Annotated in this window: 39 protein-coding genes; 3 read left to right on the top strand and 36 right to left on the bottom strand. The window is 70.4% G+C overall.

What is annotated here, in order from left to right:
* Positions 1–9 precede the first annotated feature (9 nt).
* The 8 genes from JN535_RS08580 to JN535_RS08545 form a co-directional block, all read right to left on the bottom strand.
* Positions 10–240, bottom strand: coding sequence for a hypothetical protein (locus JN535_RS08580; RefSeq protein WP_205205042.1), 231 nt, complete (start codon positions 238–240; stop codon positions 10–12).
* Entirely contained in the window at positions 237–1,169 is a 933-nt protein-coding gene (locus JN535_RS08575; protein ID WP_205205041.1) for a dATP/dGTP diphosphohydrolase domain-containing protein, read from the bottom strand. The genes JN535_RS08580 and JN535_RS08575 overlap by 4 nt, the downstream gene beginning before the upstream one ends.
* 132 nt (positions 1,170–1,301) lie before the next feature.
* Positions 1,302–1,661 carry a hypothetical protein gene (locus tag JN535_RS08570; RefSeq protein WP_205205040.1) on the bottom strand — a complete coding sequence of 120 codons (360 nt, stop codon included), beginning with the start codon at positions 1,659–1,661 and terminating at the stop codon, positions 1,302–1,304.
* Positions 1,658–1,888, bottom strand: a complete 231-nt coding sequence (locus JN535_RS08565) for a hypothetical protein (protein WP_205205039.1) — start codon at positions 1,886–1,888, stop codon at positions 1,658–1,660. The genes JN535_RS08570 and JN535_RS08565 overlap by 4 nt, the downstream gene beginning before the upstream one ends.
* Positions 1,885–2,052 (bottom strand): hypothetical protein, encoded by a 168-nt coding sequence (locus tag JN535_RS08560; protein WP_205205037.1) that lies wholly within the window; start codon positions 2,050–2,052, stop codon positions 1,885–1,887. The genes JN535_RS08565 and JN535_RS08560 overlap by 4 nt, the downstream gene beginning before the upstream one ends.
* A gap of 2 nt (positions 2,053–2,054) precedes the next feature.
* Positions 2,055–2,225 (bottom strand): hypothetical protein, encoded by a 171-nt coding sequence (locus JN535_RS08555; RefSeq protein WP_205205035.1) that lies wholly within the window; start codon positions 2,223–2,225, stop codon positions 2,055–2,057.
* Positions 2,222–2,410, bottom strand: coding sequence for a hypothetical protein (locus tag JN535_RS08550; protein ID WP_205205034.1), 189 nt, complete (start codon positions 2,408–2,410; stop codon positions 2,222–2,224). The genes JN535_RS08555 and JN535_RS08550 overlap by 4 nt, the downstream gene beginning before the upstream one ends.
* On the bottom strand, positions 2,407–3,303 hold the full coding sequence (locus JN535_RS08545; protein ID WP_205205033.1) for a hypothetical protein: 897 nt from the start codon (positions 3,301–3,303) through the stop codon (positions 2,407–2,409). The genes JN535_RS08550 and JN535_RS08545 overlap by 4 nt, the downstream gene beginning before the upstream one ends.
* A gap of 372 nt (positions 3,304–3,675) precedes the next feature.
* On the opposite strand from JN535_RS08545, the gene JN535_RS08540 reads away from it, so the two are divergent.
* Entirely contained in the window at positions 3,676–4,242 is a 567-nt protein-coding gene (locus JN535_RS08540; RefSeq protein ID WP_205205032.1) for a hypothetical protein, read from the top strand.
* A 39-nt stretch (positions 4,243–4,281) separates the two neighbouring features.
* Here the strand turns inward: JN535_RS08540 and JN535_RS08535 are convergent, their stop codons facing one another.
* The 20 genes from JN535_RS08535 to JN535_RS08445 all read right to left on the bottom strand — a co-directional run bounded on the left by JN535_RS08535 (position 4,282) and on the right by JN535_RS08445 (position 14,309).
* Positions 4,282–4,545 carry a hypothetical protein gene (locus JN535_RS08535; protein ID WP_205205031.1) on the bottom strand — a complete coding sequence of 88 codons (264 nt, stop codon included), beginning with the start codon at positions 4,543–4,545 and terminating at the stop codon, positions 4,282–4,284.
* A gap of 5 nt (positions 4,546–4,550) precedes the next feature.
* The gene (locus JN535_RS08530) at positions 4,551–4,937 is read right to left on the bottom strand and encodes a hypothetical protein (RefSeq protein ID WP_205205030.1); all 387 of its coding nucleotides are present in this window, start codon (positions 4,935–4,937) and stop codon (positions 4,551–4,553) included.
* The gene (locus tag JN535_RS08525) at positions 4,934–5,287 is read right to left on the bottom strand and encodes a hypothetical protein (RefSeq protein WP_205205029.1); all 354 of its coding nucleotides are present in this window, start codon (positions 5,285–5,287) and stop codon (positions 4,934–4,936) included. The genes JN535_RS08530 and JN535_RS08525 overlap by 4 nt, the downstream gene beginning before the upstream one ends.
* Positions 5,284–5,541 carry a hypothetical protein gene (locus JN535_RS08520; protein ID WP_205205028.1) on the bottom strand — a complete coding sequence of 86 codons (258 nt, stop codon included), beginning with the start codon at positions 5,539–5,541 and terminating at the stop codon, positions 5,284–5,286. Before JN535_RS08520 ends, JN535_RS08525 begins: the two co-directional genes overlap by 4 nt.
* Complete coding sequence (locus JN535_RS08515; protein WP_205205026.1) at positions 5,538–5,798, bottom strand: hypothetical protein; 261 nt, start codon at positions 5,796–5,798, stop codon at positions 5,538–5,540. The genes JN535_RS08520 and JN535_RS08515 overlap by 4 nt, the downstream gene beginning before the upstream one ends.
* On the bottom strand, positions 5,795–6,115 hold the full coding sequence (locus JN535_RS08510; RefSeq protein ID WP_205205025.1) for a hypothetical protein: 321 nt from the start codon (positions 6,113–6,115) through the stop codon (positions 5,795–5,797). Before JN535_RS08510 ends, JN535_RS08515 begins: the two co-directional genes overlap by 4 nt.
* The gene (locus JN535_RS08505; RefSeq protein ID WP_205205024.1) at positions 6,112–6,630 is read right to left on the bottom strand and encodes an HNH endonuclease signature motif containing protein; all 519 of its coding nucleotides are present in this window, start codon (positions 6,628–6,630) and stop codon (positions 6,112–6,114) included. Before JN535_RS08505 ends, JN535_RS08510 begins: the two co-directional genes overlap by 4 nt.
* Positions 6,627–7,004 carry a hypothetical protein gene (locus tag JN535_RS08500; RefSeq protein WP_205205023.1) on the bottom strand — a complete coding sequence of 126 codons (378 nt, stop codon included), beginning with the start codon at positions 7,002–7,004 and terminating at the stop codon, positions 6,627–6,629. The genes JN535_RS08505 and JN535_RS08500 overlap by 4 nt, the downstream gene beginning before the upstream one ends.
* The gene (locus JN535_RS21220; RefSeq protein ID WP_275892189.1) at positions 7,004–7,138 is read right to left on the bottom strand and encodes a hypothetical protein; all 135 of its coding nucleotides are present in this window, start codon (positions 7,136–7,138) and stop codon (positions 7,004–7,006) included. The genes JN535_RS08500 and JN535_RS21220 overlap by 1 nt, the downstream gene beginning before the upstream one ends.
* The gene (locus JN535_RS08495; protein ID WP_307868435.1) at positions 7,135–8,682 is read right to left on the bottom strand and encodes a DNA methyltransferase; all 1,548 of its coding nucleotides are present in this window, start codon (positions 8,680–8,682) and stop codon (positions 7,135–7,137) included. The genes JN535_RS21220 and JN535_RS08495 overlap by 4 nt, the downstream gene beginning before the upstream one ends.
* A 265-nt stretch (positions 8,683–8,947) precedes the next feature.
* Entirely contained in the window at positions 8,948–9,283 is a 336-nt protein-coding gene (locus JN535_RS08490; protein ID WP_205205022.1) for a hypothetical protein, read from the bottom strand.
* The gene (locus JN535_RS08485; protein ID WP_205205021.1) at positions 9,280–9,750 is read right to left on the bottom strand and encodes a hypothetical protein; all 471 of its coding nucleotides are present in this window, start codon (positions 9,748–9,750) and stop codon (positions 9,280–9,282) included. Before JN535_RS08485 ends, JN535_RS08490 begins: the two co-directional genes overlap by 4 nt.
* The gene (locus JN535_RS08480; protein ID WP_205205020.1) at positions 9,747–9,965 is read right to left on the bottom strand and encodes a hypothetical protein; all 219 of its coding nucleotides are present in this window, start codon (positions 9,963–9,965) and stop codon (positions 9,747–9,749) included. The genes JN535_RS08485 and JN535_RS08480 overlap by 4 nt, the downstream gene beginning before the upstream one ends.
* A gap of 207 nt (positions 9,966–10,172) precedes the next feature.
* Positions 10,173–10,391 carry a hypothetical protein gene (locus JN535_RS08475; protein WP_205205019.1) on the bottom strand — a complete coding sequence of 73 codons (219 nt, stop codon included), beginning with the start codon at positions 10,389–10,391 and terminating at the stop codon, positions 10,173–10,175.
* Positions 10,388–11,638, bottom strand: coding sequence for a replicative DNA helicase (locus JN535_RS08470; protein WP_205205018.1), 1,251 nt, complete (start codon positions 11,636–11,638; stop codon positions 10,388–10,390). Before JN535_RS08470 ends, JN535_RS08475 begins: the two co-directional genes overlap by 4 nt.
* The gene (locus tag JN535_RS08465) at positions 11,635–12,066 is read right to left on the bottom strand and encodes a hypothetical protein (protein WP_205205016.1); all 432 of its coding nucleotides are present in this window, start codon (positions 12,064–12,066) and stop codon (positions 11,635–11,637) included. The genes JN535_RS08470 and JN535_RS08465 overlap by 4 nt, the downstream gene beginning before the upstream one ends.
* Positions 12,063–12,932 carry a hypothetical protein gene (locus JN535_RS08460; protein WP_205205014.1) on the bottom strand — a complete coding sequence of 290 codons (870 nt, stop codon included), beginning with the start codon at positions 12,930–12,932 and terminating at the stop codon, positions 12,063–12,065. The genes JN535_RS08465 and JN535_RS08460 overlap by 4 nt, the downstream gene beginning before the upstream one ends.
* Positions 12,932–13,408, bottom strand: coding sequence for a hypothetical protein (locus tag JN535_RS08455; protein WP_205205012.1), 477 nt, complete (start codon positions 13,406–13,408; stop codon positions 12,932–12,934). Before JN535_RS08455 ends, JN535_RS08460 begins: the two co-directional genes overlap by 1 nt.
* Positions 13,405–13,791, bottom strand: a complete 387-nt coding sequence (locus tag JN535_RS08450) for a hypothetical protein (protein ID WP_205205010.1) — start codon at positions 13,789–13,791, stop codon at positions 13,405–13,407. The genes JN535_RS08455 and JN535_RS08450 overlap by 4 nt, the downstream gene beginning before the upstream one ends.
* Positions 13,788–14,309 (bottom strand): hypothetical protein, encoded by a 522-nt coding sequence (locus tag JN535_RS08445; RefSeq protein WP_205205008.1) that lies wholly within the window; start codon positions 14,307–14,309, stop codon positions 13,788–13,790. The genes JN535_RS08450 and JN535_RS08445 overlap by 4 nt, the downstream gene beginning before the upstream one ends.
* Before the next feature lie 136 nt (positions 14,310–14,445).
* Between JN535_RS08445 and JN535_RS08440 the strand changes: the two genes are divergently transcribed.
* Positions 14,446–14,634, top strand: coding sequence for a hypothetical protein (locus JN535_RS08440; protein ID WP_205205006.1), 189 nt, complete (start codon positions 14,446–14,448; stop codon positions 14,632–14,634).
* Position 14,635: 1 nt separating this feature from the next.
* On the top strand, positions 14,636–14,773 hold the full coding sequence (locus JN535_RS08435) for a hypothetical protein (RefSeq protein WP_205205004.1): 138 nt from the start codon (positions 14,636–14,638) through the stop codon (positions 14,771–14,773).
* Positions 14,774–14,888: 115 nt separating this feature from the next.
* Here JN535_RS08435 and JN535_RS08430 read toward each other — a convergent pair whose 3' ends face one another.
* The 8 genes from JN535_RS08430 to JN535_RS08395 all read right to left on the bottom strand — a co-directional run bounded on the left by JN535_RS08430 (position 14,889) and on the right by JN535_RS08395 (position 18,574).
* Positions 14,889–15,347, bottom strand: a complete 459-nt coding sequence (locus JN535_RS08430; protein ID WP_205205003.1) for a single-stranded DNA-binding protein — start codon at positions 15,345–15,347, stop codon at positions 14,889–14,891.
* A 2-nt stretch (positions 15,348–15,349) separates the two neighbouring features.
* A complete protein-coding gene (gene nrdH / locus JN535_RS08425) occupies positions 15,350–15,595 on the bottom strand; it encodes a glutaredoxin-like protein NrdH (RefSeq protein WP_205205001.1) in 246 nt (81 codons plus the stop codon).
* A 411-nt stretch (positions 15,596–16,006) separates the two neighbouring features.
* Positions 16,007–16,870, bottom strand: a complete 864-nt coding sequence (locus JN535_RS08420) for a hypothetical protein (protein WP_205204999.1) — start codon at positions 16,868–16,870, stop codon at positions 16,007–16,009.
* A gap of 4 nt (positions 16,871–16,874) precedes the next feature.
* A complete protein-coding gene (locus tag JN535_RS08415; protein WP_205204997.1) occupies positions 16,875–17,771 on the bottom strand; it encodes a YqaJ viral recombinase family protein in 897 nt (298 codons plus the stop codon).
* Positions 17,768–18,007, bottom strand: coding sequence for a hypothetical protein (locus JN535_RS08410; RefSeq protein ID WP_205204995.1), 240 nt, complete (start codon positions 18,005–18,007; stop codon positions 17,768–17,770). Before JN535_RS08410 ends, JN535_RS08415 begins: the two co-directional genes overlap by 4 nt.
* Positions 18,004–18,246 (bottom strand): hypothetical protein, encoded by a 243-nt coding sequence (locus tag JN535_RS08405; protein ID WP_205204993.1) that lies wholly within the window; start codon positions 18,244–18,246, stop codon positions 18,004–18,006. The genes JN535_RS08410 and JN535_RS08405 overlap by 4 nt, the downstream gene beginning before the upstream one ends.
* Positions 18,243–18,434: a hypothetical protein gene (locus JN535_RS08400; RefSeq protein WP_205204991.1), complete on the bottom strand. Its 192-nt coding sequence runs from the start codon at positions 18,432–18,434 to the stop codon at positions 18,243–18,245. Before JN535_RS08400 ends, JN535_RS08405 begins: the two co-directional genes overlap by 4 nt.
* Positions 18,431–18,574 (bottom strand): hypothetical protein, encoded by a 144-nt coding sequence (locus JN535_RS08395; protein ID WP_205204990.1) that lies wholly within the window; start codon positions 18,572–18,574, stop codon positions 18,431–18,433. Before JN535_RS08395 ends, JN535_RS08400 begins: the two co-directional genes overlap by 4 nt.
* Between the last annotated feature and the right edge of the window lie 213 nt (positions 18,575–18,787).

Below are 18,787 nucleotides of genomic sequence, written 5' to 3'. Positions count from 1 at the left end.
CAGAAGAGGTCAGGCGCAGGTGCAGTCGCCGCGGCGGTGCCGGGAGATGGTGGTGCCGGCGATGGGGTGCCCGGCGCGGGTGAGGGTGCGGCCGATCGCTGCGCCGGTCTCCTCGGGGTCTTCGAGGACCGCGTTGAGCCATGCCCGGTCGTTGTCGTCGAGGGTGTCGAGGATCTTCGCGACGGAGCAGACGGACCGGGGCGGGCGCGGGGTGGTCTCGTGCAGGTCGGCGAGGCTCATGCGGCGTCACCGGCTTCCTGCGCCTCGGAGTAGACCGTGTCGTCCTTGCGAGTGAGGTCGGTGAAGCACCCGTCGGGCTTGGCCCAGAGCAGGTACGGCTTCCCGACGTAGGCGCCACCGGACGCCGCTGGTGTCGGCTCGGGGTCGTACCCGCCAGGTCGGTTGTCGAACCCTGCGTACCGGGCGTAGTGCTCGAAGTGCAGGAGCGTGAACGCGTGCCACGCGACGGAGGCCATGTGGGACAGGCCGGTCTCGTCGTCGACGTCGGTGCCGTCGCGGCCGTCCCACCACTGCCAGAGGTGCCGGTTGAGGGCGGCGAACGACAGGGACCAGTCGAATCCGCGTTCCCAGTTCCGGTCCTCGTACTTCTCGGATCCCTTGCCGTAGAGGCGGGCGAGCTGGCGTAGGGGGAGGGCGGGGATGAGGTCGTATCGTTCGGGCTTGGACCCCTTCTGGCCACCGGTGGTGGAGGTGACGCGTACCTCGCCCGACGTTGAGGGGGCGGGTGCGGTCTGGGCGGTCGGTCCGTAGCCGCGCTCCTCGAACAGAGCGGTCTTGAACCAGGGGCGCGGAATGATCGTGGAGTCGGCCCATGCCTGCTCGGACGTGACGAATAGGCCGAGGGCTTGGGCGAGGGCGTACTCGGCGCGCGCACCGGAGGACTGCTGCCACCCGTCGAGGAGGAACACGGCGTCGCAGCGGGTGATCTGCTCGAGGTCCCACGCGAGGGCGGCGCGGAGGTCGAACCCGTGCTGGGTGAGGTCCTCGTGCCCGGTCATGCCGGCGGGGTCGAACCCGTTGTCGCGGTCATGCTCGGCGGGGTTGACGACGTCGTAGCCGAGGCCGCGCAGGGCGTTAGCCGCGTTGTCGAAGGCGGGGAAGTTGAACTCGGGCAGGCGGCGCATGGGGCCTGCGACGTACACGCGCATCGCGGGGTGCTCCTCAGTGCTTGGGTGGTCGGGGCCAGAACGCCATGACGGCGAGGCCGATGAGCGCGACGAGGATGGCGGCGGGTGCGATCCACACGGTCCAGGTCGGGTCGTCGTACAGGAGGGCGTCCATCACGAGACCTCGACGGGCTCGCCGAGCACCGTGGGGAACTGCGACAGGAACGGGACGCGCCACCCGACCGTGGTGAGCTCGTACGTGGTGCCGGGCTCGAGCTGGCCGAAGATGTCGGCGGAGTCGAACTGGCCGCGCAGGAGCATGTCGCCGACGGCGAGCGTGCCGCAGTCCTCGGTGTACACGCGCATGTCGCTTGAGGACTGCCCGTCGACGACGCGGGTGGTGCGGTCGGTGTCGGTCACGGTGCAGGTGCGGGTCTGCTCGTTCGCGAACGATGTCGCCCAGGCTCCGGCGCCTGCGAGCCCGGCGACGAGGACGGCTCCGACGGCGATGCCTGCGATGCTGGCGCGCTTCATGCCTGGTCCTCGTTCCCGTGGTTGTTGCCGGTGAGCATGTCGATCGCGGTCTCGTGCTGGACGAGCGCGTTGACCGGGGTGTCCCACCAGACCTCGGTCGTGTACCCGAGCTGCACGTTGGGGTCGGCGCGGAAGATGACAGTCTGGGCCTGGTCGGCGTCGGAGATGGTGGAGACGATGACGCCGGGGTCGACGACGGTCGCGGTGCGGATCTGGGCGGTGCTCATCGGGTCGGCTCCATCAGGTCGAGGGTTGTGTAGTACAGGTCGCGGGCGTCGGTCAGGCGGGCGTGCGCCTCGGGCGTGTGGCCGGTGAAGTAGAAGACGGCGGACGCCTGGTACATCGCGTGCTGCGCGATGGTGTGGAGGCGGATCGTGGCCGGGGTGGTCACGGTCAGTACCCCTTGTCGCCGGCGCCGGTCTGGTGCCAGGCGACGTGCGAGATGTAGCTGTGGGTGATGCGTCGGCAGTCGGGCTGCTGGCAGTGCTGGATGCCCTTGCCGACGGTGCGGAACCGGAAACCGCGGTACTCGATGACGCGGGAGTCTCGGAGGATGCTGCTCATCGGAGGTGCTCCTTGAGGTGCCGGGTGTTGGTCGGGGTGGCCTGGTTGATCCAGGCGGGGGTGTCGGTGGCGGCGATGACTCCGGCGACGGCCGCGAGGGCGAGACCCGTCCCGACGATGCGGAGGCGGCGGGCCCGGACGCGGCGCAGGTAGGCCCAGTAGCGGTCGATCTTGGCGCGGCTCATGCGGTCGCCTTCCTGCGCGTGTTGGCCTGGGCGACGAGGACGAGGACGTCTCCGACCCGGTAGCGGGGGTCGGCGACGGGGCCGCGGTTCTCGAGGCGCCCGCGGGACGCCCAGACGCGGATGTGGCGGGCGTCGACAGGTTCGCCGAGGCCGCGTAGGAGGCGGGCGATGTCGGTGGCGCTGAGGAGGAGGTCGTGCGCCTGGTCGAGGAGGTCGCCGCGACGGTCGTCGAGCGTCACCGCGGTGCGGCACACGGTGCACTTCGCGAGGGTGGACCCGTCCCAGGCGTAGAGCTCGCCGTCGCACCCGTCGACGTCGCAGGGTCCGGCGTAGGCGCGGTCGGCGGGACGGTCGATGACCCTGGTCGCCTTCCGGATAGCGCCGTTGATGGCGTCGAAGCAGTCACGGCCAGCGTCCTGGGTGGCGATCCAGTCGAGCTTGTCGTCGAGGTACTCGGCGAGGGCGTAGAGGGTGTAGACCGGGTGGGGTTCGCAGCGGGCGTCCGCGGTGAACGCGGCGGCGCGGGCGAGGGTGATGGTGAGGTCTTGGCGGGCGTCGGATGCGGTGAGGTTGAGGGGGAGGGGTTCCTCGTTGCCTCGTGTGTGTCGCCCGCCGGCGGGGGTGGTGAAGCGGGTGTCGCGGGTGATGGCGGTGTCGAGGTCGGTGGCGAGGCCGGGGATGAGCCGGTCGGGTCCGAGCGGCTGCACGTAGGTCTGGGTGCGCTCGGTGCCGTTGTCGTCTTTGACGGTGCGGGTGCGGAGCTTGGTGGGTCCGGGGACGACGGTGTCGTGGATGGTGGCGAGGTTGCGGCGCACGGTGTTGGTGCAGTCGAAGCAGACGGCGCGGTTGGTTGGTCGCCCGCAGTCGCACACGGATGCGTTGTTCCTGGCCATGCGGGTAAGTCTACGTAGTGAAGTGGAGCACAGTGGAACTAGGGCCGCTTGACAGTGGAACTCAACCGCGTAGAGTTACGCCCATGAACAGACGAAACGGGCACGACCAGCCGCCCGGACGAGGCCCACCAACCAGCTCGCCCCGACCGTCCGAGGCGAGCAGGGAGGCCAAAGATGCCACCACCAAACAGAAGACCCCCGAGACGTAACGTCTCGGGGGTCTTCTCCTTGATGTCAAGCGATCAAGGCTCGCGGCTAGACTGCCGACCGTTGCGGAACCGTTACCTGTACAGACGTCACACATCCTTCACTCCGCCTTCCCTCAGGGTGCTGGCCCGTGTCGACCGGGCCCTGGACCCGATGTGAGGAAGCATGAGCACGCCCGAAGTACCCGTCCCGCCTCCGCCCGCACCCGCGCCTCAGCCCAAGAGGGGCGGCGCCCGGGACTACATCGATGCGAACCGGACTCTCCTGATCGTCATCGCCGCACTCGCCGTGCTGCTATTGGGCGCTTCGGCTGCGTGGGTGGCGCAGCACCAGGTCACGGTCAACGAGGCACAGAAGGTCCTCGACCTGCGCGAGACGCGGGATGAGCTGCAAGCGCGACTCGATGACACGCGGCAGACGCTGGAGGCAGTCAGCGCGGAGCGTGACGAGCTCCGTGGGCGTGAGACGGATTTGAGCGTGGCCGAGGCGAACATGAGCACGCGTGAGGAGGGGCTCGCGCCAAAGGAGGAAGCCCTGAAGGAGCGTGAGGCTGCTGCGGCGACGAAGGAGGCGGAGTTGCAGGCTCGGGAGGACGCGCTGAAGTCGAGTGAGAGCGACCAGTGGTGGGTTCCGAAGGTGGCGGAGTGTCTGGCGCGTGGCGGGAGCTACATCAACGCGTCGGTGTCGGTGAGCTCGTTCGGCGGCGACGACTTCTCCTGCTACACCGGCTGACAACCATCGGGGCGGGTCGTGGTTGACCCGCCCCGCGTTCTACCGGCGCTTGCCCAATCCAGGCAGCCCGCCTCGCACGATCTTGGCCGGCGGGGTGTCGTGCTTCTCGACGGGCGTCGTGGATGCCTTGCCGCCGCCGCGGCCGCGCGTCTTCCAGCCCTTGCGGGCAGGGGGTTTGCGGGACTTGCCGTAGAGGCGGGTCTGGATCTCGGCGAGGAGTTCGCGCTCGGCGTCGGTCATGGTTCCGCGGCGTTGCGCGGCGAGGAGCTTGGCCTCGGCCCGTGCGAGCTCGTCGGGGGTCATGCGGTTCAGTCTCCCGTCTTCCCGTCGAGGATGGCGAGCACGTCGCGCTGCATGTCGGCGAACCCGTACCAGCGCACTGGCGCCAGGTCACCGAAGACGGGCGGGTTGGTGACGAGCGCGCGCACCTTGTCGAGCTTGCCCCGCGCCGCATCCCGTTCGGCTCGTGCCTCCATGCATCGTCTGGCCCAGCGCTCAGCTACACCGTTGGCAAGACCCTCGCCAGTCTTGTACTCGTCGCGCTCGGCGGTGCGAATCTCGACGATGCCCTCCAACGTCTCGGTGTTGTTCTCGGCCTCCCGCACGCGCTCGACCAGGGCGCGCACGAGTTCGCCGTCCGCGGTTCCGAGGTGGTCCGCGAGTCGTGTCGCTTCGTCCAGCAGGTCGTCCGTCATCGTCCCTCCTCGGGGTCGTACAGCACGCGGGCGGGGAGGTCGATGCGCGTGGCGGACCACCACAGCAGCGCGTCCTCGTTCGCTTCCAGGTCGACCCAGGAGGCGAGTCCGTCGCGCGGGTGGCCCCACGGGTTGTCGTGGGCGTCCAGCACGACGCTGCCGACAGCCAGTGCGTCGAGTTCGGTCACGGTGGTGACGACGCGTGTGCGGGTCGCGGCCTCATGCCCAGCGAGGAAGCCGCCCACGTAGATGTCCCGGTCACGGTCGGGCGGGTTCTGCTGCAAGGCCCGCTTCCACGTGTCAGGGAAGCGCTTCTCGGCTTCGGCTCGCGCCTGCTCGTGGATGCTCATGCGCCCTCCCTAGCGATCCGTGCGGCGCCCTCGAACGCTGCGGTGTGGCCTACTGCGGACGTAGCGGCCCACTTGTCGCGCTGCGTGTCCAGGAGGCGCGCGATGCGCTCGCGCTCCTCGGCCCGCACGGACTCCAGCGCGTCGGCCAGGTCGATGATGAGCCGTTCGCGCATGGAGGGGTCGGTGATGCCCCGGGTCTGCTGCCGCGCCCGTGCGATCAGCTCGTCCGTGCTGGGCGTGTAGTCGTCGCTCATCGGCCTGCCCCCTTCTCGATGTACGGGTTGAGCGCCTTGATCTGCTCGAACTGGTAGCCCGAGAGCGTCTTGTTCCAGCCGAGCCGGATTCCGAGGTCGCAAGCATCGGCGGCGATCGTCGGCCCGACCGCAACCAACACGGCACGGGCCACGTCACGATCCATGTCGTCAGCCTCGGTGACGAGTCCGTTCGACGTGTTGTAGGCGAGCACCCGTGCCGCCTGCTCGACCTGCTCGTCGGTGGGGGTCCAGTTCATGAGTCGTTCTCCTTCGGGGTCAGTGCGGCGGTGATCACGCGGACGGTCTCGCAGGGCCAAGGGATGGGCTCCTCGTAGGCGTCCACGCCACACGCGGTGCAGTACGGCCAGCCGTCGGGGGCGTCGTCGTCCGTCTCCGGCCGATGCAGGTCGAGTGCGGCGGTGAGTGCTGCGACCAGGCGCGGGACGTCCTCGGTGGCCGCGGCGAGTTTGGCCACCATCGGCTCAACCTCATCGGCACGGGCAACGACGTGGCGGCTCGCGGTCTGGCCGTAGCGCTGCTGCACGGCCGCCAGGTAGTCACGCGCGGTGGTCATGACGCCTCCATTCGGCGCCCCAGAACCTCTTCTGCGACGCTCCTGGTCGATCCGTACTTGTCGCGGTACTCGCGAGCTGTCAGACCGAGCGCCTCACGAGCCGCCTTGAGAAGCGCCCGCTCCTCGGCGTGCCGGTCGTCCCGGCATCCCTTGCAGAACCGGACACCACTCTTCCGGTGCGCCCAGTGGGACGGCCCGTGCTTCCCGCTCCGACACTTGCCCGTCAGCGAGAACCCACTCAGCCCGCGTCGGCCGTTCTCCTGGTGTGTCACCGGTTCGAGGTGCTCCGGGTTCGAGCACAGGCGATTGCGGCAGAGGTGGTCCAGTTCCATGCCCTCCTGGATGGGTCCGACGAGGTGCTCGTACACGAGCCGGTGCACCGTGTAGGTCTTGCCGGCCATGCGCACGGACCCGTAACCGTTGTCCTTCACGGAGCCCAGCCAGGTCCAGCAGTCGTCCGGTCCGCCCGCGTCCAGCAGGTCGAGAACGTCGTGGACCGTGTTCGGGGCGGTCATGCGTCCCCCAGGAGGTGTGCGCGGAGGGCCTGGGCGACGTGCTTGGCGCCGGTCGCAGAGATGGTGCCCTCGTCGCGTCGGGAGGTCTCCCAGATCAGGGCGGCCATCTCGTCGACCTCAAGGGCGGCGGACACGGTCGCGTGAGCGTGCTCGGCGTCGTCGGCCCGGACGAGGCGGTGGACGTTCCCGCGTGCGGCGGCGAACTCGAACTCCGCGCGGCCGTCGTTCGTCTCGGGGAAGTAGACCGACCCGTCCTCGTGCACGTAGGCGAGGAGCGTGGTCGCGGTGGTCGGGTGGATCACCTCGTACCACCCGACGCCGTTGTTGTCGGCCTCGGTGGCGCGTGCCAGGGCGGGCGTCTGGTCGGTGCTCATCAGCTCTCCTCCGTGGGTTGCTCGGTGGTCGTGTCGTCCATGGGGTTCTTCTCGCGGGCGTGGGCGATGGTCTGGCGGATGCGGTGCCGGAAGATCGCGGTGGTGTCGGCGTCGGGCTGGTCGTCGTCGGTCATGCGCCGACCTCCAGGTCGAGGGCCATCTCGATCGGCTTGGTGAGCCGCGACGTGATGAGGGGCAGGTAGTCGGCTTCGCGCTCGATCGCGATGCACCGGAACCCTTCGACGACGCACGCCTCTGCGGTCGTCCCGGATCCGGCGAACGGTTCGAGCACGACCCCTCTGGGCGGGGTGACGAGCCGCACGAGCCACCGCATGAGGTCGAGCGGCTTCACCGTCGGGTGCGCGACCCCGTCTACGCGGGGCCGCTCCGACGTTGGTGCCTTCGCCTCGTACCGGAACACCGGGAAGAACCGGGAGGCGCCGCCCGAGTCGTCGTACTCGGCGCCCGTCGCGGTCATGCCCCACCCGGCGCCCGCTGCCGCGCCGCGAGGCTTGCCGACCCGCGACGTTGATGACCCGGACTGCGCGTCGAGGTCCTCGGCGAGCTCGCCGTCGAGCACGACGTTCGTCGGCCACCGGCCGCCTTCGTTCGCGGAGTCCTCACGAACGCCCGCCCACTCGCCGTAGGCGTCGCCGTTGCGGTTGCTCCCGAGCCCGACGACGGAGGCGCACTTGTCGCGGTAGTCCTGCCCGGCCACGATGCGGGTCGCGTCGATGTTCAGCGCTCCGGTGCCGTGCGCGAGGACGTTCGCGGCCACCGTGCCGGCGAGCGGCTTGCGGCCGACGACGATGGGCTCGAACGCGGGCTTGAGCGCCGTGCCCCAGCCCTGCCATGCCCTCGCGTCGTCGGTCGCAGCAACGTCGCGGCGTAGGCCGTCGCGGGACGTGAGCGCGTAGGACGTGCGGTTCTCCCACTCGACGACCTGACCCGTGACGGGCCGGTCGGCCCACGCCTCGCCCGGCTCGCCCTTGCGGAGGTTGAGCCGCAGCACCTCGGCATCCAGCTCGGGTCCGAACCCGAGGATGCTCCGGAGCGCGTCCCACTGCTCGAGCGTCGGAAGGCTCGGCTGGGAGTCGGTGTCACGCGCGGCCCAGTGCTCGACCATGCGGGGGTGGAAACCGAAGGTCTCGGCGATCGACCGCACCGTGACCGTCTCGTGAGCGTCGATCGCGCCACGGAGGAACCGGCAGACGACCCGGATATCCGCGGTGTCGTCACGCGCCTTGTCGATCGCCTTGGACACGTCGAGCGACTTGGGGAAGCCGGACCCGTACAGCCACGCGATGCCGTCGCGGATCTCGAACCCGGCGAGGCGGACACCGAGCGTCATGAGGTCGAACGTGCGGGACCCGGCGAACGCAACGAGGTGCCCGCCGGGCTTGAGGACCCGCAGCGCTTCGTCCCACACCGCGACAGGGGGCACGAACGCGTCCCACGCCTTGCCCATGAACCCGGCCCCGGTCGGGATGTGCTCCCGGTCGCCGGTGGCCCACGCGGTGATGGTTTCGACGACCTGGGCGGGGCTGGTGTTCGCGAGCCCGTACGGGGGGTCGGTGACGACGGAGTCGACGGAGTTGTCGGGGAGTTCGCGCAGGATGTCGAGGCAGTCCCCGTGGTAGAGCGTGACGTGCTCGTCGGTGTAGTACGGGTCGGTCACGAGTCCTCCTGGTGGGTGAGTGCGGTGTGGAGTGCGGTGCGTGCGAGCTCGGGGCCGGGCCCGACGTCGACGGGCTCGGGCTGTCGGTGGGGGTTGGCGTGCCGGCCTTCGGGGGAGGACCACCACGCGTTGCGGAGGGCGCGGATGCGGACATCAGCGGCGGGTTTGTGCCGTCGGCCGCGGAGGCGGATGGGTGCGCCGGCGCGGGCTTCGCGGTATGCCTGGTTCTCGAGGCCGGGGGCGAGGGCGCCGGTGTGGCGGCCGGTCATGCGGCGGCGTCCTGTCGGGCTGCGTGGTCGTGGAAGGTGGCGAGGCGGTCGAAGTGGTCGGCGTCGTGGCGGAAGGTGTCGGCGGATGCCCAGCCGCGGGCGGCGGCCTGTTCGGCGAGCTCGCGGCGCCGGGCGGCGATGCCGTAGAGGCGGCGGGCCTCGGCTTCGTGCTCCTCGGGGGTGAGGTCGGCTGCGGGGTTGCCCTTCTCGCCGCCGAGTTGCCCGCGGCGGTCGGCGAGACGCTTGGTGTCTTGGGCGTACTGGCGGGCGTCGCGGTCGAGGTCGGCGCGCGTGACTTCGTCGTAGGGCGGGGTGGAGTGGTAGTGCCTCACCGGGAATCACCACCCACGCGCACGCCCTGCTGGAAGAGCAGCCGTGCCTCCTCGCGGAGTTCACGGTCGCTGAGCTGCTGCGGGAACGGCCGGTTCTGCTGCGCCTCCCCGAGGGCCTTCGCGATGTCGTCGACCTGGGCCTCGTCGACCGGCGGGTGCTCACGGAGGTACTCGGCGACGGCGAGGTACTTCCGGGCGGTCGCCTCGGCTCGCTCTGCGAGGGCCGCGCGGCCTGTCGACGCGATGTAGGCGTCGTCCCATCCGCGTCCCCCGGCCCACGCGCCACGCGAGTAGCCGGAACCGGTCGTGACCTCGGGCAGTTCGTCGCGTCGGATGACGATGTCGTCCGGCCCGGCGATGCGAGCGTCGATCGGCACGACCTGGACCTCGACCCATCCGTCTCCGGGAGGGCCGTCGTAGGAGCCTCGGACCTCAGCGCCGAGCGCGTAGAACCTCAGCGGCTTCATCGGGCCACCTCCGTCTCGTCGCTCCGGCGCGAGTACGTGTAGTTCGCGAGCGGCAGGAGACCGGACGTGTGGGACCCGATCGTCAGGGCGATCGCGCCGGCCTCGTGGTCGACGTAGGCCACCGGGCGCGGGTCGAGCTCGCGCGAGACGTGGTCCGCGAAATCTCCGGGACGCACGTCACGCGGGTCGACGTCGATGAACTCGGTACGCTTCACGGCAGGAGCTCCTCCCTCACCCCGCAGGGTGGAAGTAGTGGGTGTCTGTGGTGGGAACATGCTGGAACTCTACCCGGACAAGGTGGAACAAGCAAGGTTCAAGTCCGGACGAGTTGCGCAAGAGTCCTTGCGCATTTTCCTGACACACACGTGGCCCAGCGTCAGCAACGACCGCTGGCGGTTTGCTGACGCTGGGCGGCGTATGTGTCATTTCCTCCGCTTGCTGCGCCCCCAGACGAACGCGCCGCACGCACATCGGTAGACGCGGGCGGTGGGGTCGAAGTCGGGCTTGTTGCGGTAGCGGTTGAGGTGGATCTCGGCGGTCGCGCGCGACATGTGGTGGTGTTTGTCGGGGCGGGGGCAGCCCCAGAGGCGCATGGCGATGTGGGCTCGGCGGGTGTTGGGGTCGGCGAGGTCGAGGCTCATCGGGGCTCCCATGCGGCTGAGTCGACGCGGGCGTAGTGGCCGCGTCGGAGGAGGGTGAGGTCGCCGGTCTGGCCGTGGCGGTTCTTCGCGACGTTGAGGTGCATCTCGGTGGGGTCGTCCTCGTTGACGTGCAGGAGGATGACGACGTCGCTGTCCTGCTCGAGCGAGCCGGACTCGCGGAGGTCGGCGAGGCCGGGGGGCCGGTTGGCGGCGTCGCGGTTGAGCTGGGCGAGCATGATGACGGGGACGTGCAGTTCCTTCGCGAGGACCTTGAGTTGGCGGGAGAACTCGCCGACGACTTCGTGGCGTGGGCGCTTGTCGCCGGGGGCGGCGTTCATGAGCTGGACGTAGTCGACGACGACGCCGGCGAGGTGCCCGCGGCGGGAGATGGTGCGGGCGTGGGCCTTGATGTCGACGGGGCGGACGTCGGTGCGGTCGTCGATGGACAGTTGCAGGGCCCGGATGGCGGGCTTGTGCTGCTCGACCTTCTGCCAGTCGGCTGCTTCGAGCTTGTTGAACAGGAGCCGGTCGAGCTTGATCTGCGCGGTCTGGGCGTAGATCCGCTTGATGATCTCGGTCTTGGACATCTCGAGGTTGTTCATGGCGACGTGCCCGGTCTTGGCGAGCTCGACGGCGGCTTGGGTGGAGATGAGGGACTTCCCGACGCCTGGTCGGGCGCCGATGGTGTAGAGCGCGCCGGGCATCCATCCGTGGATGAGGTGGTTGAGGTCGACCCAGGGGGTGGGGGTGAACTCGGGTTCGGTGTCGAGGGACTCGATGACGTGGTCGAGGTGGTCGGCGATGTAGTTGGTTTCGGCGGTGGCGCGGTTGCAGGCGTCGATCTCGGCGCGCGCGATCTCGATGGCGTCGGCGGCGGGTGCTTGTTCGTGGACGAGTTGCTGGATGCGGACGGCGGTGGCGGAGAGTCGCCGACGCTGGGCCTGCTCGATGACGAGGCGGGCGTAGTGGTCGGCCTCGAGCGCGAGGGGTGCGTCGGCGTGCAGGGTGTGGAGTAGGACGGCGTCGACGCCGCGGATGCCGTCGAATGGTTGCGCGACGACGGTGATGGGGTCGGTGGGCTGCCCTGCCTGGTGGAGTCGGGTGATGGTGGCCCAGATCGCGCCGAGGCGGGGGTCGGCGAAGTCGCCGGGCTGCACGTCGACGTCGCCGGTGACGGCTCCGGTGTGCAGCGCGATCCCGACGAGCGCGGGCTCGGGCGACAGGGCCCAGTCGTCGACGGCCGTCACTGGTGGTCTCCGATCTGGCGTGCCGGGTCGCGGAGGCCGAGGGCGGGCGGCGCGGGGATGCGTGCGGCGCGTGCGGCGGCGATCTCGGCGTCGTGGGGCTGGGCACCGTCGGCGATGGCGCGGGTCCAGGCGCGGGTCCACGCGAGCTCCTGGCGGACGTTCGCGGGGTCGATCGCGTCGGGGATCTCGGGCATGGGGGTTGCGGCTACGCGGGCGGCGCGCGCGGCCCGGGATCCGCGGTTGATGTCGGCGGGCATGATCCAGTCGCGGGACCGGGCGTAGTGCTCGACGATCGCGGCGCGCCCGTCGTCGAGGGTGACGGCGGGGTGGATCGCTTCGGCCCAGGCGCGGGCGGCTGCCTCGGTAACCGTGCGGTTGTCGAACGCGGCGGCGATCGTGAGGAGCGCGGAGGCGTCGTGTGCGTTCACGGTGTGGCTCCGATCAGCGGGAAGGTGGGGTGCGGCTGGTGGCCGGCTTCGGCGGCGAGGCGTCGGGTGAGGGCGATGCCTTCGGCGACGCGGTCGTCGGTGGTTGGGCGCCGGGGCGCGGTGCGGTCGCGTCGGGCGTACTCGGCGGAGTTGATGAGCCACCGGGTGAATGCCGCGTTCCAGGACTTCGCGTGCCGGTCGTTCTCTTCGGCGTGGAGGCGGAACTTCTGGGCTTCGCGGTCGAGGTCGAGCCCGAGCTCGGTGGCGCGCTTGCGGTGCTCGTCGGTCGGTGCCCAGGTCGCGGGGAGTCGCGTGTCGCGCGGGGCCCTATCTACAGAAGACGAAGTCTTCTGTGGTCGGGTCGGGTCGGGCCGGGCCGGGCTAGCGGGGGACACCCCTGGGGACTCCGGCGGGACAGGTCGGGGACTCCCCGGGGGAGTCCCGGGGTTGTCCCCCGGGGACACCCTGGGGGACAGGTCCGTGACCTGCGGTGACGCGAACCGGCCGGTGTCGCCGTCGCGGCCGACGTTTGCCGTGCCGCGCGCCCGCTGCTGCGCCTTCTTCTCCCGCTCCGCCTTCCGCTTTGACATAACGTCGGCCCGGGTGGGTTGCCAGTCGTTCCAGTCGTGGAACTGGTACCCGTCCGCGGCGGCGTCCCACAGGCCGACGTCAACGAGATCGCGCGCGGCCTGCTCGTCCGCCCACTCGTCGACCATGAACGCGGGCACGTGCCCGTCGGTGAGCTCGGACGCGGACCACGCTCCGGCGAGGACCCACAGGCCCATCGCGGTCGCGCGGCGGGCGCGGGGGATGCGGAGCACCTTCCGCGACATGGGGAGGGTGTCGTTGACCTTGAACCAAGACATCAGGCGTCACCGCCTGGTCGCCAGTTCGCCGCGGCCTGCTCGAGTCGGGTGCGCGCTCCTCGTGCCCTAGCTCCGCGCCCGCCATCGTCGTCGCCGCCGAGCGCGTCGTCGGTGAGGGCGTCGTTGAGGAGGAGTCGTGCCGCCAGGCCGCGGTGCCCGTAGTCGCGCAGGGTGGAGATGAGCTGGTCGACGGTGAGGACGGTGTGGGCTTCGGTGTGGCGGTTGATGCGTTCGGTGGCGCCGGTGGCGGACTCGCCGTGCAGCGCCATCCACTCGAGGTCTTCGACCATGTTGGGGGTCAGGTTGCGTGGTCGGACGGCTGGCTGCCCGGCCGGCTGCCCGAGGGGGTCGCCGTACCGGTACCAGCGCTTGTAGTGGGGCTGGCAGTAGCCGCGGCCGGCGTGTGGTCGGTCGCAGCCGTCGATCGTGCAGAACTCGGGCGCGGTCGTGCGGCGCTTCTTGGTCGTGGTGGTCACTGGGGTGCCTCCGTGAGGGTGATGGTGAGGCGGATGTGCTGGGCGGGGAGCTGGTTGTCGACCTCGTGGGGCTGGATCACGGTTGGTCGGACGTGGCGGTCGTCGTCGTCCTCGATCACGCCGGCGTCGACGAGTCCGTCGAGCGCGGCCTTGAACGTGGGGGACCAGTTCGGGGAGTCGCGGCGGTGCCCGCGCTTGAACTCGAGTTGGTAGTCAGCGGTGACGGGTGTGGGCAGGGGTGCCATGTCGTCGGCGGCGTCGAGGAACGCGGCGCGGATTCGGCGGGTGCGGTCGGCGCGGGCCATGTGGTGGTAGCGGCCGTTCGCAGTCAGGACCCACTCGACGGGCAGGACGACGGACACGGTTCGGGACTCGGCGCTCATGCGGCGACCTCCGCAGCGAGGTGAGCGATGAGCTGGGCGCCGATGTGCTCGGTATACGCGGGTGGGATGGCCTCACGGAGCCCGTCGCGCGTGGCCCAAGGCATGTCCATGGCTTCGCGCGCGGCCTGGACGCCGGAGAAGTTCCCGACGACGTGCATGAACTCGCCATCGACTGGGCGGCGGCCCATCTTGGTTGTGCGCGCTTGGTGGGCGCGGTGCGTGGGCGCGGCGAGGGGAACGTTGGACTCGAACAGGCGGTGCCGGTAGGTGCGGAGGCTGAACATGGCTCCGCAGAGCTCGATGTCGGGGCGGACGGGCGACCCGGGCACGTTCTCGATGACATAGGGCTTGCCGATGAGCTCGAACGCTGCCCGGGTCGCCTGGATGAAGTCCGGGTGCTCGTTGCCTCGGATCTTCTGTGCGTTGGTGCGGGCGTACCCGGAGGACGCGCCGCCCTGGCAGCAGAAGAGGTCGAGAAGTCGGGGTCTTCCTGGTTGTTCGGGCGTCTGTGGTGTCATGTGTGGAACTGTACCCGGCAGAACGTGGAACAACAAGGGAGAGGAGTTGGTGTGTACGTGTTGACACCTGAACTTGAGCCGTCGTAGGGTGTGGGTACACCGAACGGAACGACGAAAGGCAGCAACCATGAACACCGTGACCAGCACCCAGGCAGACCGCATCGCCGCCCGCACCGCCGCGATCGTCAAGAAGATGCGCGCCGACGCCGACGCCGCCGAGGCCAAGGGCGACCACGCCGGGGCCGCCGCGCTCCGTACGCTCGCCGACTCGCGCGAGCGGGCCGGGGCCCGCGCCAAGGTCGGCGCCCGCATCGGCCGCGCCTGACATGGCGCGGGGCACCACGCTGCGCAACGTCCGCGTCGCCGACGAGGTCTGGGAGGCGGCGAAGGAACGCGCGGCGGAGAACGACGAGACCGTGTCCGAAGTCATCCGGCGCGCACTGGTCGAGTACATCCAGAAGTGACGCGAGGGCCCCACAGGATCGCCTGTGGGGCCCTCGTCGTACCGGACGACGGAAGGCCCGCCGTACGCCCCACACGGGGCGTACGGCGGGCCTTCCTGCTGGGTGTGGGTGCCCGTCAGAACGGGGGCTCGTCCGAGAACGAGGACCCGCCGGACGACGACCACGCGTCCCCACCGGCGCCCGGCCGCTGGCCCCCGCCGTTGCCGCCGCGCTGGGACCGGGTGACCTTCGCGGAGGCGTAGGCGAGGGACGGGCCGATCTCGTCGACCTGCAGTTCGACGACGGTGCGCTTCTCGCCCTCGCGGGTCTCGTACGAGCGCTGGACGAGGCGGCCCTGCGCGATGACGCGGGTGCCCTTGGTGAGGGACTCGGCGACGTTCTCCGCGGCCTCGCGCCACAGGGAGCAGCGCATGAACAGGGTGTCGCCGTCCTTCCACTCGTTGGCCTGCCGGTCGAACGTGCGGGGCGTACTCGCGATGGTGAAGTTCGCGACGGCGGCCCCGGACGGGGTGAAACGGAGCTCCGGATCGGCGGTCAGGTTGCCGATGACGGTGATGACGGTGTCGCCTGCCATGGTCAGTTCTCCTGGTTGGTGGTGGTGAGGGTGTTGAGCTTGTCCGGTGAGTACCCGGACCAGTGGTTGTCGCCGGCCACGACGACGGGGACCTGCAGGTAGCCGAGGCTGCGCACGTGCTCGAGCGCGGCGGGGTCCTGGGTGATGTCGACGGGGGTGTACTCGGTGCCGCGCTTGTCGAGGTGGCGCTTGGTGGCGTCGCACTGGACGCAGCGTGGCTTGGTGTAGACGGTGACGGGTGCGCTCATCGGGGGTTGTTCCTCAGGTAGTTCTCGGCCTTGCGGCACTGCTTCTGGTGGTAGGTGGCGGCGACGGGTGTGGCGCAGTCGGTACGGCACACCTCGCACTTGGAGTCCCGGGTCCTGCATGGGACGCAGCCGACGGGGCACGACCGGACGGGGGTCCGGACACCGTCGTAGATGACCCAGCCAGTGATCGGCTCGGGGTAGTCGCAGTGGGGGCAGAGGTCGCGGTCGTCGCGGATTGTGCCGCATCGGCACGCGGTCGGGGCGGTGGTCATTCGGCGGCCTTCCTTCGGGGTCCGGTGGATGTGAGCTGCTTGCAGGTGTCGGGGTCGACGTAGCGGCAGTCGTTGCATGCGGAGCGGGGGAGGTGGACGGCGATGCCGCACCGCACGCACCGGTGACGCTTGAGCTTGGTCACTGGGTGCCGCCGGTGATCTGGTCGGCCTCGTCCGCGGTGAGCTCGGACGTGGACGTGATCGGGCGGCCGAGGCGCTCGGTGAGGGCGTCGAGCACGGCCTGCTTGTTCGTGCCGTCCACGCCGTCGGCGTCGAGCGCGGCGATGACGGCCTTGCGCTGCTCCGTGGTCGCCGGGGCCGGGCCCTCGTCGACGACCTCCGCGTCGTGCACGTCCTCCGCCGGCGGTGCGGCCGGGTCGGGGTGCGCCTCGCGCAGGCGTGCCACGCCGGACCGCTCGGACACCGGCGCCGAGGCCGGGGCGGGCGAGGCGGGGACCTGGGTCACGGTGTGCACGAGCTCGCCCGTGGCGTCGACCTCCGCACCCAGTTCCTCGGGCGTGTACACGACCCCGAACAGGGCGTCGGGCGCGGCCTGGCGCGCGACCTCGGTGATGGCGCGGGACCGGAGCATCGCCGCGGGGTACTGCTTCCACACGGCCTTGCCCGCGAGGCCGGCCTGCCGGGCGCGGGCCATGTCCCAGCGCACGGTGAACGGGAAGTCGGGGTCGTCGGCGCGGAGGATGGTGGCCTCGGCGTACGTGTCGTCGCCGGTGATGCGCAGGCGGTGCCCGGCGCGGCGCACGAGGGACGCGATGAGGTCGGCCGACGCGGACGGCTTGCCCTCGATGACGTGAATCGACGTGATGGCGTGGATCGGGGACACGCCGAGGGCGTCGGCGTACTCGAGCGCGAACAGGAGGTTGGCGGGCTGCTCCCGGTACTGCTTCGGGAGCAGGTTCGACCCGGCGAGGGCCTGCGCGTACCGCATCTTGTCCGGCAGGGGCGCGGACGTGGTCGACGTGGTGTGGATGAGCTCGGTCACGGTGTCAGTCCTTCGGGATGGTCGGGAGGGTCTTGGCGAACTTCACGTAGGGCTTGCCGGTCGAGGACGCGACGCGGGACGCGATCGGGACCGGGGTGTCGTCGATGACGACGTAGGCGGTGCGGGCCTTGCCCATGTCGGCGGCGAGCCGGGACTTCGCGCCGGTGAGGCGCGCGGTCGCGGCCTTCTCGCTCCTGACGGCGTCGATGATGTCGGCGGCCGTGGCGTGGTCGAGGTAGATGGCGTCGTCGCGGTCGATCTCGCGGTACGTGCGGCGCAGGGACTCGAGCGTCGCGGGGTGGTCGTCGAGGTCCGGGGGAACGTCGTCCTGCAGGGACTCCCAGAACTCGAACGCGGCGAGCTCGAACTGCATCCCGAGGATCGGGTCGTACTCGACGACGTACTCGGAGTGCGTGAGGTACTCGCCGAGCACGGGCACGAACGTCTTCTCGTACCCGCCGAGGTGCATCTGCCACATGGCCTGGACGGCGTAGTAGATCGGGATCTCGTCGGTGCCGGGTTTGCCCCAGGCGCCGCGGGTGTCGGCTGCGGTCTTCGCCTCGACGCCGGCGATCGGCTGGCCGGGGCCCTCGACGACGAGTTCGGGGGTGGCGGCGGCCCAGGGGAGGCCGCGGCGGCGGAGCACGACCTTGTCGCGGTGGATGGTGTACTCGGGGTGCTGGTCCTTCCACCACGCGAGGACGCCGGGCTCGTGGTAGTGCCCGCGGGACTGCGCGGCGGTCTGCGGCTCGCCCGGGTCGAGTCCCTTCATCTGCTGCCAGGTGGAGAGGGGCGAGGCCCAGGGGGAGTGGCCGAGGATCGCGGCGAGCTTGGACGCGGTGATGGTGCGGAGCCAGGGCGCGGAGCCGGGCTCAAGCGTCTCGACGCTGGCGGTGCTCATCGGTTGCCCTTGTCTCGTGCTCGGGAGCCGGAGGTGCGGCCCGTGGGGACGACGAGCGTGGACTGCTTGTAGATGCGGACGCACTCGTCGGAGAACATGACGCGGTTGCCGGGGAGGCGGTGGTGGGGGAGTTCCTTGGTGTGGCGGCGGACCCAGTCGGGGGTGCGCTTGATGCGCTTGGCCATCTCGCGCCAGTCGAAGAACCCTTCGGCGGTCATCTCGGCGGTGGCGGTCACAGGGTCGCTCCCTCGAACGCGAGCGGGAAGGTGGGGTTGAGGGGGGACGCGGCGCCGGCGAACACGGTGCGCGTGGCCTCGACGGTCTGCCGCTCGATGACGTGTGCGGTGGGCTCGTACCCGGAGACCTGGCGGACCGCTTCGGCGCGGTCGGGGGTGAAGGCGTGATGGTCGAACTCCGCGTGCTGGGAGTCGGTGCACAGGCACACGGCCCAGGTGGTGCTGGTGGTCTGGCTCATCGTGGGGTCCTCCCGGACACGACGTGGAAGCGGACGAGGATGGCGGCGCCCGCGAGGATGAGGGCGGGCGCGAGGATGAGGTGTGCGCCGTCGAACGGGCGCGCGACCCAGGCGACGACGAGGCCGCCTGCGATGAGGTGGAACGCGAGCCCGAACGACAGGGCGGCGACGATCGGGTTCCGGATCACGCGGCGACCTCCTGCACGGCGCAGGTGTCGCAGAGCTCGCGGTCGTCGGCCGGGTCGCCGCACTCGACGCACTCGCGGGGCAGCTCGCGCGCGGCGAGGAGGTCGGTGTGGTTGGCGAGGTAACGCTCGTAGGCGTCCACGGGTAGGCTCCTGTCTGTAGTGGGGTCCCCGGAACGTCTGTGGTGGATAGACCGGGGGCCCCGCTGCTGTTCCCGGATCGGAAAGGGTGAGTCTGGAACTCACCCGGCCGATGTTCCGGTGTCGTGTTCCAGAGTCTTCCACGCCGCCGTGGAAGTGTCAACAGGACAGCGTGGAACAGGGCACGAAACTACATCGGGTGCCTCCGGGAGTGT

It is taken from the genome of Cellulosimicrobium cellulans (assembly GCF_016921195.1).
Taxonomy (GTDB): domain Bacteria; phylum Actinomycetota; class Actinomycetes; order Actinomycetales; family Cellulomonadaceae; genus Cellulosimicrobium; species Cellulosimicrobium cellulans_F.
This window is presented reverse-complemented; position numbering and strand designations above follow the sequence as displayed.

Excerpts from the sequence above, each read along its gene's own strand:
- JN535_RS08450 (WP_205205010.1), bottom strand. The coding sequence starts at position 13,791 with ATGAGCGCCGAGTCCCGAACCGTGTCCGTCGTCCTGCCCGTCGAGTGG.
- JN535_RS08405 (WP_205204993.1), bottom strand. The coding sequence starts at position 18,246 with ATGAGCCAGACCACCAGCACCACCTGGGCCGTGTGCCTGTGCACCGAC.
- JN535_RS08475 (WP_205205019.1), bottom strand. The coding sequence starts at position 10,391 with ATGAGCCTCGACCTCGCCGACCCCAACACCCGCCGAGCCCACATCGCC.
- JN535_RS08505 (WP_205205024.1), bottom strand. The coding sequence starts at position 6,630 with ATGACCGCCCCGAACACGGTCCACGACGTTCTCGACCTGCTGGACGCG.
- JN535_RS08540 (WP_205205032.1), top strand. The coding sequence starts at position 3,676 with ATGAGCACGCCCGAAGTACCCGTCCCGCCTCCGCCCGCACCCGCGCCT.
- JN535_RS08570 (WP_205205040.1), bottom strand. The coding sequence starts at position 1,661 with ATGAAGCGCGCCAGCATCGCAGGCATCGCCGTCGGAGCCGTCCTCGTC.
- nrdH (WP_205205001.1), bottom strand. The coding sequence starts at position 15,595 with ATGAGCGCACCCGTCACCGTCTACACCAAGCCACGCTGCGTCCAGTGC.
- JN535_RS08530 (WP_205205030.1), bottom strand. The coding sequence starts at position 4,937 with ATGACGGACGACCTGCTGGACGAAGCGACACGACTCGCGGACCACCTC.
- JN535_RS08445 (WP_205205008.1), bottom strand. The coding sequence starts at position 14,309 with ATGACACCACAGACGCCCGAACAACCAGGAAGACCCCGACTTCTCGAC.
- JN535_RS08550 (WP_205205034.1), bottom strand. The coding sequence starts at position 2,410 with ATGAGCCGCGCCAAGATCGACCGCTACTGGGCCTACCTGCGCCGCGTC.
- JN535_RS08565 (WP_205205039.1), bottom strand. The coding sequence starts at position 1,888 with ATGAGCACCGCCCAGATCCGCACCGCGACCGTCGTCGACCCCGGCGTC.
- JN535_RS08535 (WP_205205031.1), bottom strand. The coding sequence starts at position 4,545 with ATGACCCCCGACGAGCTCGCACGGGCCGAGGCCAAGCTCCTCGCCGCG.
- JN535_RS08515 (WP_205205026.1), bottom strand. The coding sequence starts at position 5,798 with ATGAACTGGACCCCCACCGACGAGCAGGTCGAGCAGGCGGCACGGGTG.
- JN535_RS08545 (WP_205205033.1), bottom strand. The coding sequence starts at position 3,303 with ATGGCCAGGAACAACGCATCCGTGTGCGACTGCGGGCGACCAACCAAC.
- JN535_RS08435 (WP_205205004.1), top strand. The coding sequence starts at position 14,636 with ATGGCGCGGGGCACCACGCTGCGCAACGTCCGCGTCGCCGACGAGGTC.
- JN535_RS08575 (WP_205205041.1), bottom strand. The coding sequence starts at position 1,169 with ATGCGCGTGTACGTCGCAGGCCCCATGCGCCGCCTGCCCGAGTTCAAC.
- JN535_RS08460 (WP_205205014.1), bottom strand. The coding sequence starts at position 12,932 with ATGTCTTGGTTCAAGGTCAACGACACCCTCCCCATGTCGCGGAAGGTG.
- JN535_RS08430 (WP_205205003.1), bottom strand. The coding sequence starts at position 15,347 with ATGGCAGGCGACACCGTCATCACCGTCATCGGCAACCTGACCGCCGAT.
- JN535_RS08485 (WP_205205021.1), bottom strand. The coding sequence starts at position 9,750 with ATGAAGCCGCTGAGGTTCTACGCGCTCGGCGCTGAGGTCCGAGGCTCC.
- JN535_RS08510 (WP_205205025.1), bottom strand. The coding sequence starts at position 6,115 with ATGACCACCGCGCGTGACTACCTGGCGGCCGTGCAGCAGCGCTACGGC.
- JN535_RS08580 (WP_205205042.1), bottom strand. The coding sequence starts at position 240 with ATGAGCCTCGCCGACCTGCACGAGACCACCCCGCGCCCGCCCCGGTCC.
- JN535_RS08415 (WP_205204997.1), bottom strand. The coding sequence starts at position 17,771 with ATGAGCACCGCCAGCGTCGAGACGCTTGAGCCCGGCTCCGCGCCCTGG.
- JN535_RS21220 (WP_275892189.1), bottom strand. The coding sequence starts at position 7,138 with ATGACCGACGACGACCAGCCCGACGCCGACACCACCGCGATCTTCCGG.
- JN535_RS08525 (WP_205205029.1), bottom strand. The coding sequence starts at position 5,287 with ATGAGCATCCACGAGCAGGCGCGAGCCGAAGCCGAGAAGCGCTTCCCT.
- JN535_RS08555 (WP_205205035.1), bottom strand. The coding sequence starts at position 2,225 with ATGAGCAGCATCCTCCGAGACTCCCGCGTCATCGAGTACCGCGGTTTC.
- JN535_RS08500 (WP_205205023.1), bottom strand. The coding sequence starts at position 7,004 with ATGAGCACCGACCAGACGCCCGCCCTGGCACGCGCCACCGAGGCCGAC.
- JN535_RS08520 (WP_205205028.1), bottom strand. The coding sequence starts at position 5,541 with ATGAGCGACGACTACACGCCCAGCACGGACGAGCTGATCGCACGGGCG.